Source organism: Micromonospora sp. NPDC047670 (genome assembly GCF_043204915.1).
Classification (GTDB): Bacteria; Actinomycetota; Actinomycetes; order Mycobacteriales; family Micromonosporaceae; genus Micromonospora.
On record NZ_JBIDDA010000015.1, the window covers coordinates 49,806 to 62,829 of the forward strand.

The 13,024-nt window shown below is 75.3% G+C and carries 11 protein-coding genes; 7 read left to right on the forward strand and 4 right to left on the reverse strand.

Annotation, left to right across the window (positions count from 1 at the left end):
• Positions 1 to 39 precede the first annotated feature (39 nt).
• From ACGF7U_RS26735 to ACGF7U_RS26760, 6 genes are all read left to right on the forward strand, one after another.
• A complete protein-coding gene (locus ACGF7U_RS26735) occupies positions 40 to 3,849 on the forward strand; it encodes a type I polyketide synthase (RefSeq protein WP_393111184.1) in 3,810 nt (1,269 codons plus the stop codon).
• 30 nt (positions 3,850 to 3,879) lie between these two features.
• Positions 3,880 to 4,950, forward strand: coding sequence for a methyltransferase (locus ACGF7U_RS26740; protein WP_393111186.1), 1,071 nt, complete (start codon positions 3,880 to 3,882; stop codon positions 4,948 to 4,950).
• A gap of 4 nt (positions 4,951 to 4,954) precedes the next feature.
• The gene (locus ACGF7U_RS26745) at positions 4,955 to 5,902 is read left to right on the forward strand and encodes a formylglycine-generating enzyme family protein (RefSeq protein WP_393111188.1); all 948 of its coding nucleotides are present in this window, start codon (positions 4,955 to 4,957) and stop codon (positions 5,900 to 5,902) included.
• Positions 5,903 to 5,904: 2 nt separating this feature from the next.
• Positions 5,905 to 6,171, forward strand: coding sequence for a MoaD/ThiS family protein (locus ACGF7U_RS26750; RefSeq protein ID WP_393111190.1), 267 nt, complete (start codon positions 5,905 to 5,907; stop codon positions 6,169 to 6,171).
• Between the two features lie 80 nt (positions 6,172 to 6,251).
• Complete coding sequence (locus tag ACGF7U_RS26755) at positions 6,252 to 7,688, forward strand: NDP-hexose 2,3-dehydratase family protein (RefSeq protein WP_393111192.1); 1,437 nt, start codon at positions 6,252 to 6,254, stop codon at positions 7,686 to 7,688.
• Positions 7,685 to 8,953, forward strand: coding sequence for a cytochrome P450 (locus tag ACGF7U_RS26760; RefSeq protein WP_393111194.1), 1,269 nt, complete (start codon positions 7,685 to 7,687; stop codon positions 8,951 to 8,953). The genes ACGF7U_RS26755 and ACGF7U_RS26760 overlap by 4 nt, the downstream gene beginning before the upstream one ends.
• 63 nt (positions 8,954 to 9,016) lie before the next feature.
• On the opposite strand, the gene ACGF7U_RS26765 is transcribed toward ACGF7U_RS26760, so the two are convergent.
• From ACGF7U_RS26765 to ACGF7U_RS26780, 4 genes are all read right to left on the reverse strand, one after another.
• Positions 9,017 to 9,589, reverse strand: coding sequence for an SRPBCC family protein (locus ACGF7U_RS26765; RefSeq protein ID WP_393111196.1), 573 nt, complete (start codon positions 9,587 to 9,589; stop codon positions 9,017 to 9,019).
• A 317-nt stretch (positions 9,590 to 9,906) separates the two neighbouring features.
• Entirely contained in the window at positions 9,907 to 10,464 is a 558-nt protein-coding gene (locus ACGF7U_RS26770; RefSeq protein WP_393111198.1) for a copper resistance protein CopC, read from the reverse strand.
• Between the two features lie 5 nt (positions 10,465 to 10,469).
• A complete protein-coding gene (locus tag ACGF7U_RS26775) occupies positions 10,470 to 11,063 on the reverse strand; it encodes a hypothetical protein (protein WP_393111200.1) in 594 nt (197 codons plus the stop codon).
• A 110-nt stretch (positions 11,064 to 11,173) separates the two neighbouring features.
• Entirely contained in the window at positions 11,174 to 12,181 is a 1,008-nt protein-coding gene (locus ACGF7U_RS26780; protein ID WP_393111202.1) for an oxidoreductase, read from the reverse strand.
• 149 nt (positions 12,182 to 12,330) lie between these two features.
• Here ACGF7U_RS26780 and ACGF7U_RS26785 point away from each other — a divergent pair, with 149 nt between their 5' ends.
• On the forward strand, positions 12,331 to 12,993 hold the full coding sequence (locus ACGF7U_RS26785; RefSeq protein ID WP_393111204.1) for a TetR/AcrR family transcriptional regulator: 663 nt from the start codon (positions 12,331 to 12,333) through the stop codon (positions 12,991 to 12,993).
• Positions 12,994 to 13,024 lie beyond the last annotated feature (31 nt).

Here is a 13,024-nt window from a genome sequence, read left to right on the forward strand (position 1 = left end):
ACCCGCCCGCGCCGCGACCCGACCAACGGAGGTACGACGATGACCCGGGACGATCCCGCCGACCGCCCGTACCAGGTGGCCGTCATCGGCATCGGCTGCCGGCTGCCCGGCGACGTCGACACCCCGGACGCCCTCTGGGAGCTGCTGCTCAAGGGCGGCCAGACCGCCGGGGAGATTCCCGCGCGGCGCTGGCGCGCCTACCGCGAGCGCGGCCCCGAGTACGAGGCGGTCCTGCGCGACACCGTCACCGCCGGCAGCTACCTGCGCGACGTGGCGGGCTTCGACGCGGAGTTCTTCGGCCTCTCGCCCCGCGAGGCCGCGGAGATGGACCCGCAGCAGCGGATCCTGCTGGAGGTCGGCTGGGAGGCCCTGGAGCACGCCGGTGTCCCGCCCACCGGGCTGGCCGGCACCGACACCGGGGTCTTCGTCGGGGTCAGCACCACCGACTACGGCGACCGGCTGATGGAGGACCTGCCGACCGTCGAGGCGTACACCGGCATCGGGGCGGCCACCTGCGCGCTGGCCAACCGCATCTCCTACGCGCTGGACCTGCGCGGGCCGAGCGTCGCCGTCGACACGGCCTGCTCGGCGTCCCTGGTCGCGGTGCACCTGGCCTGCCAGAGCCTGCTGCTACGGGAGAGCACGGTGGCCCTGGCCGGCGGCGTGAACCTGGTGCTCGCCCCGGGGCAGAACGCCTCCCTCCAGGCCGCCGGCACCCTCGCCCCGGACGGGGTGAGCAAGTCCTTCGACCGCGACGCCGACGGGTACGGCCGCGGCGAGGGGTGCGGCGTGCTGGTGCTCAGGCGGCTCGACGACGCCGAACGCGACGGCGACCGCATCCTCGCGGTGATCCGCGGCAGCGCCGTCAACCAGGACGGCCACACCGACGGCATCATGGCCCCGTCCGGCCCCGCGCAGCAGCACGTCGTCCGGCGGGCCTGCGACCGGGCGGGCGTCGCCCCGGCCAGCGTGGACTACGTCGAGGCGCACGGCACCGGCACCCAGCTCGGCGACCCCGTCGAGGCGACCGCGCTCGCCGCCGTCTACGGCGCCGGCCGCCCCGGCGACCGGCCCTGCCTCATCGGCTCGATCAAGTCCAACATCGGGCACCTGGAGGGTGCCGCCGGGGTCGCCGGCCTGATGAAGGCCATCCTGGCGCTGCACCGCGGCCAGATCCCGGGCACCCCGCTGCGCGGCCGGGCGATCGACGCCGTCGCCGACGGCAGCGGGCTGCGCCTGGTGACCGGCACGCTGCCCTGGCCCGAGCGGGACGGTCCGCGCCGGGCCGCGGTCTCCGGGTTCGGTTACGGCGGCACCATCGCCCACGTCGTGCTGGAGGAGGCGCCGCCCGTGCCGTCCGGCGCCGAGGCGCCGGCGGCCGACGCCGCCCGGCCGCTGTACCCGCTGTCGGCCCGCTCGGACGCCGCCCTGCGCCAGCAGGCCGCCCGGCTCGCCGACCGGCTCGACGGCGACGACCGGCCGGAGCTGGCCGACGTCGGGCACACCCTGGCCCGCCGCCGCGCCCACCTGCCCCACCGGGCGGTGGTCACCGGGCAGGATCGCGACGAGGTGGTCGCCGCCCTGCGGCGGCTCGCCGCCGGCCAGCCGGACCCCACGACGGTCTCCGGGGTGGCGCCGGCCGGCCGGCCCACCCAGCCCGTCTGGGTCTTCTCCGGGCACGGCTCGCACTGGGCCGGCATGGGCCGCGACCTGCTCGCCCACGAGCCCGCCTTCGCCGCCGCGATCGACGAGATCGAACCGGTCGTCGCCGAGGAGGCCGGCTTCTCGCTGCGGCAGGCGCTCGCCGACGCCGAGCTGGCCGGGGTGGACCGGATCCAGACGCTGACCTTCGCCATGCACGTCGGCCTGGCCGCGCTCTGGCGGGCCTACGGGGCCCGCCCGGCCGCCGTCATCGGGCACTCGGTCGGCGAGGTCGCCGCCGCCGTGACCGCGGGGATCCTGACCCCGGCCGACGGGGCCCGGCTCATCTGCCGCCGGTCCGCCCTGCTGCGGCGGGCCGCCGGCCGGGGCGCGATGGCCATGGTCACCCTGCCGTTCGCCGACGTCGCCGAGCGGCTCGCCGGCCGCACCGACCTGGTCGCGGCGATCGCGTCCGCCCCCGCTTCCACCGTCGTCTCCGGCGACATCGCCGCCGTGGACGCCGTGATCGAGCAGTGGCCGGCCGACCGGATCGCGGTCCGCCGGGTGCAGTCCGACGTGGCCTTCCACAGCCCGCACATGGACGCCCTCACCGACGATCTGCGGGCCGCCGCCGCCGACCTGCGCGTCTCGGCGGCCACCGTGCCGATGTACTCGACGGTGCTCGACGACCCGCGCGCCGCGGCCGGGTGCGACGGGGAGTACTGGGCGGCGAACCTGCGCCGGCCCGTGCGCCTGGTCGACGCGGTCGGCGCGGCCCTGGCCGACGGGCACCGCACCTTCGTCGAGATCTCCGCCCACCCGGTGGTCGCCCACTCGCTGCGGGAGACCCTGGACCACGCCGGCGTCGAGGACGGGTACGTGGGGACCACCCTGCGCCGGCACGCCCCCGGGCACCGGTCGGCCCTGGCCGCGGTGGCCGAGGCGCACTGCCACGGCGTCGAGGTGGACTGGACGCGGCTGCGGCCCGGCGGCGGGCTGACCGACCTGCCCCGGTACGCCTGGCGGCACCAGGAGCTCTGGCGCGAGCCCACCGCACCGGTGGCCGCCGGCGGGCACGACATCGGCTCGCACACCCTGCTGGGCGCGGCGACCACCGTCGCCGGCAGCGACCTGCGGCTGTGGCACACGGTGCTCAGCGACGCCAGCCGTCCGTACCCGGGCAGCCACACCGTGCAGGGCGCGGAGCTCGTGCCGGCCGCGGTGCTCGCCGCCACCTTCCTCGCCGCCGGCGCCCGCGACGGCGCGCCGGTGACCCTGCACGACCTGTCGATGCGGGTGCCGCTGGCCACGGCCGGGCGCCAGGAGATCCAGGTGGTGGACGACGGCGGCAAGCTGCTGCTCGCCTCCCGCCCGGCCGGCGCGGACGCCGCGCCGTGGCTGACCCACGCCACCGCGCGCGTCACGGACGACGCCGCGCCGCCGGCCCGGGCCGCCGACGCCCGGGGGCCGGGCGGAGTGGTCGCCGACCCCGGGCTCGTCCGGGACCGGCTGGCCCGCGTCGGCGTGCCGGAGACGGGTTTCCCGTGGACGGTCGACCGCCTCACCACCGGCAACGGCGGGCTGCGGGCCCGGGTCCGCTTCCCGCAGCCGGCCGGGGACTGGGCCGCCGTCGTCGACGCCGCGGTCTCCATCGCGCCGGCCGCGTTCCCCGGCGAGCCCCGGCTGCGCCTCGTCGACACGATCGAGCGGCTCTGGACCACCGGCGCGGCGCCCACCGTCGCCCTCGTCGACGTCGTCCTGGACGACGCCCGGGAGGACACCGTCGACGTCACGGTCGCCGGGCCGGACGGCACGGTGGTCGCCCGGCTCAGCGGCCTGCGCTACCCGGTGGTCCCCGACGCCCCGGCCGCCGACACCGACGGGGGCGGCCCGGCCCGGCAGTCCCTGGCCGACCTCGACCCGGACGAGCTGCGCGAACGCCTGACCGAGGAGGTGCGCGCGGTGATCGCCGCCGAGATGAAGCTGGCCGTCGAGGCGCTCGACCCGCGCCTGCCGCTGGTGCAGCAGGGCATGGACTCGGTCATGACGGTCATCGTGCGGCGGCGGCTGGAGAAGACCTACCGCCAGGTGCTGCCCGCCTCGCTGTTCTGGCAGCAGCCCACCGTCACGGCGATCGCGGTGCACCTGGCCGAGCTGATCGCCGCCCCGTCGCCGGACGAGGCCGTCGCCGACGCCGTGGCCCGCTGACCCACCGGACGCGTCGACCCGGAGGAGCGCATGGAACTCACCACGACCGCCGCCCGGCCCGGGCTGCGGCACCGCATGCAACAGCTGATCTACGGGTTCTTCACGGCGCAGACGCTGCACGTGGCGGTCCGGCTGCGGATACCGGACCTGCTCGCCGACGGCGCGCGGGACGTCGCCGACCTCGCGGCGGCCACCGACGCGGACGCACCGTCGCTGCGCCGGCTGCTGCGGGCGCTGGTCTTCCTGGAGGTGCTCGACGAGCCCACGCCGGGCACCTTCGCCCTCACCGAGCAGGGCGAGGTGCTGCGGGCGGATGTGACCGGGTCGATGCGGGAGCTGGTGCTGCTGCTCTCCGGCCCGGAGAGCTGGGCGGCGTGGGGACATCTCGAACACAGCGTGCGCACCGGCGAGGTGGCCTGGGACCACGTGCACGGCCGGAGCTGCTTCGAGCACCTCATGGCGGACCCGAAGCGGCAGGCGGCGTTCAACGCGGCCATGGCCGAGGGGTCGCGGGCGTTCGTGCCCACCCTGCTCTCGGCGTACGACTTCGGCGACCTCGACACCGTCGTGGACGTGGGCGGCGGCAGCGGCGCCCTGCTCGCCGGGGTGCTCGCGGCGCACCCGCACCTGCGCGGCACGGTCTTCGACACCCCTGACGGCGTCGCCGACGCCGCGCGCACCGTCGCCGAGCAGGGCGTGGCCGACCGGTGCCGGGTGCAGGCCGGCGACTTCTTCGTGTCGGTGCCGCCGGGCGCGGACGCCTACGTGCTCAAGAGTGTGCTGCACGACTGGGACGACGAGGAGTGCGTGCGGGTGTTGCGGACCGTCCGCCGCGCGGCCCGGCCCGACAGCCGGGTGCTGCTCGTCGAGTCGCTGATGCCGACGACCGTCACGACCGCGCCGAGCGTCGCGCAGGTCGTCATGAACGACCTGAACATGATGGTCTGCCACGGCGGCCGGGAACGCACCGTCGCGGAGTTCCGCGAGCTGCTGCGGGCGGCGGGCTTCCGGCTGGAGTCCGTCACGCCCTGCCCGGCGCCGAGCGTCGTCGGCATCCTGGAGGCGGTGCCGTCCCCGGCCGGCGGACCGGACGGGAGCTGAGGCGATGGCGCGCATCGGCGACCTCGACGCCACCCGGCCCGCGTCGGAGGCGACCCCGGCGGACATGGTCCGCATCCCGGGCGGGACCTTCCTGCAGGGCTCGCCCGAGCGGACGCTCGACTGGCTGGAGAGCGAGGGGCAGGCGTTCCCCCGGGACTGGTTCACCGACGAGACGCCGCAGGTGCCGGTCACGCTGCCCGACTACCTCATCGACCGGCACCCGGTGACCGTGGCCCGGTTCGCCGACTTCGTGTCCCGCACCGGCTACGTGACGTCGGCGGAACGCGCCGGCGGCAGCATGGTCTACGGCGACTACTGGGAGATCCGCGAGGGCGCCTGCTGGCACCGTCCGGCCGGGTACGGCAGCGGCCTGCGCAACCGCGACGACCACCCCGTGGTGCACATCTCCTACCCGGACGCCGAGGCGTACGCGCGCTGGGCGGGCCGGCGGCTGCCCACCGAGTCGGAGTGGGAGCGGGCCGCCACCGGCCCGTCGTACCGGCGCTGGCCCTGGGGGGACACCTGGGACAGCCGCAACGCCAACACCGCCGAGCACACCGCCGGGGCGCTCGGCGACCTGGCCGCCTGGCGGACCTGGTGGGGGGCGATCCACGCCGCGCAGGGGCCGATGCCGCAGACCACCCCGGTCGGCGCCTTCTCCCCGCGGGGCGACAGCGTCGACGGGTGCGCCGACATGACCGGCAACGTGTACGAGTGGACGTCCACGCTGGCGCACCTGTACTCGCCCGACACCCGGTGCGACCCGACGATCCACCTGGTGATGGGACGGTTCCGGGTGATCCGGGGCGGGTCCTGGATGAACTTCCGCTACCAGGTCCGGTGCGCGGAACGGTTGTACGGGGACCCGACCGGATGGTCCAACTTCGCCCTCGGCTTCCGCTGCGCGCGTGACGTCGCGGCGGTCCCCGACGCGGACGACAACGGGAGGTAACGATGGTCACGGTGCTGCTGTCGGCCGGCTGGGCCCACCGGGGCCAGAAGAGTTTCGAGTGCCGTGAGGGCACCGTGCGGGACGTGATCAAGGAGTTCGTCGAGACGTACCCCGTCTACCGCCGCCGGTTGCTCGACGACACGGGTGAGCCGCTGACCTACTACAACGTCTACCTCGACGGGGACCTCGTCGAGAACGCGGACCGGTCCCGGGTGACCGCCCGATCCGACAGCACGGTCGCCATCATCCCGCCGCTGGCCGGGGGCTGACCCACCGGCCGGACGCCCGCCCGACCCGGGGCGTCCGGCCACCGGCGTCCCGCCGAGCGCGTCCCCGTCAGGGAGGAAGCATGCTCCTGCCGCACACCGACGCCCGACCCGGCCCCGGGCGGGCCGACCGTGACCACCTCGGCCGCCGGCTGGCCCGGTCGGCCGCCCACCGCCCCCGCCCGGTCGCGGAGTTGGCGGCCTGGCTCGCGCAGCGTCAGCGGGCGAACCCGTTCGAGGTCACCGAGGTGCCGTTCGCCGACCTGACCGGTTGGCGCTTCGCGCCGGACTCCGGTGACCTGGTGCACGAGAGCGGGCGGTTCTTCAGCGTGGAGGGCCTGCACGTGCGGACCGACCGCGGCCCGGTCGGCGAGTGGTGGCAGCCGATCATCCACCAGCCCGACCGGGCGATCCTCGGCATCCTGGCCCGGGAGATCGACGGGGTGCTGCACTTCCTCATGCAGGCCAAGATGGAGCCGGGCAACGTCAACGGCGTCCAGTTCTCCCCCACCGTGCAGTCCACCCCGAGCAACTACCAGCGGACCCACCGCGGCGCCCGGTCCCGGTACGTGGAGTACTTCCTCGAACCGGGGCGCGGCCGGGTGCTGGTGGACGTGCTCCAGTCCGAGCAGGGCTCCTGGTTCCGGGGCAAGCGCAACCGCAACATCGTCGTCGAGGTCGCCGACGAGGTGGAACCGCACGAGGACTTCGTGTGGCTGACCCTCGGCCAGATCCACGACCTGCTGCACCGGCCGAACCTGGTCAACATGGACGCCCGTACCGTGCTGTCCTGCCTGCCGGGCCACGCGGCCGCCGCCGACGCCGATCCCGACGCCGGGACGATCGGCGCCGGGGTTGCGGCATCCTCGCTGGTCGGCGAGGGCGCGTGGCAGTCGCTGCTCGACGTGCGCAACTGGCTGACCGCCAACAAGGCCGGCCCGACCCTGGTGACCCGGCGGGTGCCGCTGCGCGAGGTGCGGGACTGGCACCGCACCGACGACGAGATCCGCCACCGCTCGGGCCGGTTCTTCCGCATCGTGGGTCGGCGGGTGCGGGCCAGCAACCGCGAGGTGGCCCAGTGGTGCCAGCCGTTGCTGGCCCCGTGCGGGACGGGTCTCGTGGCGTTCGTCGTCCGGCGCATCGGCGGCGTGCTGCACGTGCTGGCGCACGCCGACCTGCGGCCCGGCTACCGGGACACCGTCGAACTCGGACCGACGGTGCAGTGCACCCCGGACAACTTCACCGGCCCCGCGCGGCCCGGCCGCCCCGAGTACCTGGACCTGGTGCTCTCCGACGGGGTGCGCGTGCACTACGACGTGCTCCAGTCCGAGGAGGGCGGGCGGTTCCACCACGCGGTCACCCGGCACATGGTGGTGGAGGTCGGCGCGGACTTCCCCACCACGACGCCGCCGGGCTACACCTGGCTGACCCTGCGCCAGCTGACCGCGATGGCGGCCTTCAGCTACCAGGTCAACATCGAGGCCCGCAGCCTCCTGCTCTGCCTGCGGGCGCTGCGGTGACCGGGCACGACGACCGGCCCGAGGGCGTGGCCGAGAGCGGCGACCGGCCCGAGGGCGTGGCCGGGATCGAGGCGTTCCCGCTGCCCCGCCGGTGCCCGTTCAGCCCACCGGCGGAGTACGCCCGGCTGCGGGCCGAACAGCCGGTCGCCCGGCTGCCCATGCTCGGCGGCAACACGGCCTGGGTGGTGTCCCGGCACGACGACGTCCGGCGGGTGCTCAGCGATCCGCGGATGAGCGCGGACCGACGCCGGCCCGGCTTTCCGCGGTTCGCGCCGACCACGGAGGGCCAGCGGCAGGCGTCGTTCGAGAACTTCCGTCCCCCGCTGAACTGGATGGACCCGCCGGAGCACACCGCCGCCCGCCGGCAGATCGTCGACGAGTTCGGCGCCGCGCGGGTGCGGCGGCTGCGTCCGCTCATCGAGCGGGTGGTCGACGCGCACCTCGACGCCATGACGGCCGGGCGGTCGAGCGCCGACCTGGTGCCGTCGTTCAGCTACCCGGTGCCGTCCCAGGTGATCTGCGAGGTGCTCGGCGTGCCGTACGCCGAACACGAGTTCTTCGAACGCCGCTCGACCCACATGTTCAGCCGTGGCGCGCCCGCCGACGAGCGGGCCCGGTGCGCCCGCGAGATCCGCGACTTCCTCGACGGCGTGGTCGCCGAGAAGGAGCGCCACCCCGGGGACGACGTGCTGAGCCGGCTGCTGGCCCGGCAGCGCGCGGCCGGCGGGCCGGACCACGAGGCCGTGGTGAGCATGGCCTTCGTGCTGCTGGTCGCCGGGCACGTCACGACATCCAACATGATCTCGCTGAGCGTCCTGGCGCTGCTGGCCCATCCCGAGCGGCTCGCCCGCCTGCGCGCCGAGCCGACCCGGTTCCCGGCCGCCGTGGAGGAGCTGCTGCGGTACTTCACCGTGGTCGAGGCGGCGACCGCGCGCACCGCCACCGCCGACGTCCAGATCGGCGGCGTCACCATCCGGGCCGGCGAGGGGGTGGTGGCGCTCGGCCAGGCCGCGAACCGGGACCCGGCCGCGTTCGACCGGCCGGACGAGTTCGATCCGGACCGCGACGCCCGGCACCACCTCGCGTTCGGCTACGGACGCCACATCTGTCCGGGGCAGCACCTGGCCCGGCTGGAACTGGACGTCGCGCTGAGCCGGCTGGTCCGGCGGCTGCCGGGGTTGCGTCTCGCGGCCGAGGTCGACGACCTGCCGCTGAAGGAGGACGGCAACATCTTCGGCCTGTACGCGCTGCCGGTCGCGTGGTGAGCGGGTGGTCCGGGCGGGACCGCGCGGGCGGTCACGCCCGCCCGTTGCCGAACCGGCCGGGGTTCACCCCCGCTGGGAGATTACCTTCGTCCACGCCTGGCTGATCCGCTCGGCCGACTCGGACGCGTTCGCCAGCTCCTCGGGGCCCGCCTTGGCGATCCAGTCGACCGCCCGGCCCTCGGGCAGGTCACCGGCGAGGTAGTCGCCAAGCGCGACCAGGCCCATCTCCCAGCCGGCGCCGATGCCCCACGCCCCGGGTGCCGCGTTGGGGATGATCTCGACCGGCACCGGGGCGTGCTCCAGCTCCAGGACGGTGGTCTCCCCCGCCGGGGTGAGCCGCAGCTGGACCTCGCTGCTGCCGCCTCCCGACTCCCAGGTCAGGCCGATCGTGCTCGGCCGCTCGCACCGCAGGATCTCGCCGCTGGCGTTGCCCTCCAGTTGGAAGCGCCCGCCGACCCGCAGGTCACCGGAGATCGGCAGGAACCACCGCACGAGGCGCTCGGGATCGGTGATCGCGTCCCACAGCTCCTCCGGTGAGGCGTCGTAGCTGCGGCGGACCACCAGGGCGTTCATGCCGCTGGGGTGGTCGCGCAGCTCGCGCTCGGTGTCCCTGACCACGTCGGACGTCTTGTTCATGCCACTTGACCTTCCTACAGGTGCGTGGTGCCACCGGAGCCGGTCCGGCCCGCACGCCGAGGACTTTAGCAGCCATGACTTACATAACGTCCCATTTGTGCATGCAGCGCGGTCGCGTCCCGTGCGCCGCCCCGAACGCGTCGTGGTCGAGCACCCCGCGCGGCGACCGCCCGCCGGCGCGCCGTCGGACGGGCATGCCGGCGGGCGGGACCGGGGACAGCGGAGGGCGGGTGCGCCGGCGCGCCGTCGAACGGGCGTGCCGGCGGGCGGAACCCGGGACCGCGGGGGCGGGCGCGCCGGGGCGGGCGGTCGCGGTATCAGGTGAGATCGCGGCCGGCGCGGGAGCGGCGCCGCGCGAGCAGCACCAGGACGGCGAGGAGCACGAGGCCGTCGACGGCGAGCAGCGCGGCGCCGACCGGGTCGACCCCGTGAGCGTGGGCCGGCGCCGCAGGCTCCGGCGGCGCCGCCGCCCCGCCCGCCGCGCCCACGGTGAACCGGGCGACGCCCGAGGCGTCCCGGCCGTCCGCGGTGACCACGTGGTACGCGACGGCGACCTCGCCGCCGGCGGTGACCGCGATCGCCTGGGCGAGGCCGTCCGGGCCGGCCGCCGTCAGCGCCCCCCGGTTGAGCAGGGACCGGTCCGCGTCGTACGCGGAGATGTGGGACCGGCTGACGTCCGGCCGGCCGTCGACGCGGATCCGTACCGCGCTCGGCGCGTCCGCCAGGACGGCGCCGTCGGCCGGGTGGACCGAGGCCACCTCGGCTCTCGACGAAGTGGTGGACGAGGAGTCGATCCTGCCGGCCAGGGCGAGGACGGCGACCAGCGCCGCCACGGTGAGGGCGGCGCCGGTGTAGATCCGTCCGTTGGTGGACATCCCGGTCAGTCGGCGGCGACCACGGGCCGGCGCCACGTCGGCGCGTCGGCCCTGCCCACGCAGGAGCAACTCGCGGCGGCCCGCTCCGCGGTGCTGGGGCGCAGGTGCAGGTACATGGCGATCACCATCGGGATGAAGACCACCGAGTTGTAGAACAGGTGCAGCTCCACGCGGGGGACGACGAGTTGCAGCAGGCTGGTCGGTTCGGCCGAGCCCGGCAGCCGGAAGGAGCTGTGGGCCTGCACGAGCAGCAGCCCGTGCTCGATGTGGTGCCAGAACTGGAGGGCGAGAGCCACCGTCCACCACGCCCTCGACCGGCCCGTGAACCCCGGCAGGAGAAGGAACAGGCCGATCAACATCACGATGGCGTAGCCGTAGTGCAGCCACTCGGAGCTGACCAGCCACGGGAACGGCATCCCCAGGACGCCGCGCGCCTCCGGGCGCGGCCAGCCGAGGACCCAGATCTGGTACGCCTGCACCAGGTGTTCGGCCCAGTGCGCGACGACCACCGCCAGGTAGAGGGTGAGCGCCGTGCGGTGGTACCGGCCGTTGATCGACGCCACCAGGCCGGGCGACGCCTTGCGCGCAGCGGTTGCCATGGGTCCTCCAGAGTCCACACCGGAAGGTGTTCCTCCACGCTAGAAGCGGGCGGGGCGGAGCGTGACTCCGAGATTGCTCTGCGTCGACGTCCGGCACGCCACCGGCTCCGCTACGCGTCGCCAACCGGGCCCGGCGTCGCGGGGGGCAGCGGGTAGCGCACGCCGGTGAGTTCCTCCGACAGCCGCCACAGCCGGTGCGCGGTGGCGGCGTCGCGGAGGGCCCGCTCCCGGTCCCGCGGGACGGGTTCCCCGCGCAGCTGGAACCACCCGTCCGGCACGATGTAGCTGCCGCCGGGCAGGTCGGGAACGGTCGCGGCGTAGAGCGAGGTCTTGGCACCCTCCGGCGTGGGCCGGAAGGCGTACCGCACGAGCAGCCGCGTCAGCGTCGCGTACCACCTGCCGCGGGCGCCGTTGGCCCCGCCGGTGAGCACGTTGGTGCGGGTCAGTCCGGGCGCCACCGCGAGGCTGCGCAGCGCGAGCCCGGCCCGGTCCGCGCGTCGTTGCAGTTCGCTGGCGAAGTAGAGGTTGGCCCGCTTGGACTGGACGTAGGCGAAGGCCGCGCGGTAGCGGCGTTCGGCATTGAGGTTCTCCAGGTCGAAGCGGGCGAAGCGTTGGCCCTCGCTGCTGACCGTCACCACCCGCGGGTCGGGCGCGGCGAGCAGGCGTGGCAGCAGCAGGCCGGTGAGGGCGAAGGTGCCGAGGTGGTTGGTCCCGAACTGCGACTCGAAGCCGTCGACGGTGCGGGCGAACGGCACCATCGCGATGCCGGCGTTGTTGACGAGCACGTCCAGCGGGCCGTGCTCCCACCCGGCGGCGAAGTCGCGGATGGACGACAGGTCCGCCAGGTCGAGTCGGCGCAGTTCGACCCGGGCGCCGGGCACCTCGGCGCGCAGCCGCTCCAGCGCCTCCAGTCCGCGTTGGCGGCTGCGGCAGGCGAGGACGACACGCGCGCCGCGCCGGGCGAGTTCCCGGGCGGTGACGTAGCCGATGCCGCTGTTGGCGCCGGTCACCACGACCAGGCGTCCGGACTGGTCGGGCAGCGCGGCGGGCGTCCACACCGCCGGCCGGTCGCGGCGGGCCGCGGGTCTCGAGAAGCGGGCGCGTGGCTGACGGGTCATGGCGTTCCCCAGGGGTCGAGAGGTCTGGCGACTGCGGGCCGGAGGCGTCCGTCGTCCGCGGACGGCGGCGGCCAACACCGCAACTTCGAGTTGCGATACGCTGCAGCATGCCAGAGCCGACCGATCCATCGCAACTTGGAGTTGCAATAATGCCGGAACGAGACCCCACCCCCGCGCCGCCCGTCGGGCGTGGACCGAAGGTGCAGGCGGCGGTGCGCGCCGCGACGCTGGCCGAGTTGCTGGAGAAGGGATACGCGGAACTGACGGTCGACGCGGTCGCCCAGCGCGCCGGGGTGCACAAGACCACGGTCTACCGACGCTGGACGGACCGCGAGACGCTCGTCGTCGACGCGCTCGCCGAGCACTTCGCCGCCGAGATCCCCGTCGAGGACACCGGCGCCGTGGAGACCGACCTGCACGCCCTCGCCCGGGCGCTGGTGGCAAGCATGACCGGCCCGGTCGGCGCCGCCGTGCAGGCCGCGATGTACTCCGACGCCGGCCGCCTGCCGGAGATCGCCGAGGCCCGGCGCCGGCTCTTCGCCGACCGGTTCCGCCGCGCCGAGCCCCTGGTCCGCCGCGCCGTCGACCGGGGCGAACTACCCGCCGGAACCGACCCCGTCGAGGTGTTCGAGGCGCTGGCGGCCCTCATCCACTTCCGCCTGCTGGTCACCGCGGAACCGGTCGACGACGCGCTCGCCGACCGGACGGCGCGGATCGTCCTCGCCGCCGCCCGGGCCGGGGAACTGGTCTCCCCGACCGCCCGCGCACGCGCCACGGGCGACCGGCCGCCGAGCACGGACGACCAGCGGTGACGACGGCGGTCGCGCCGGGGTGTCCGGGCGC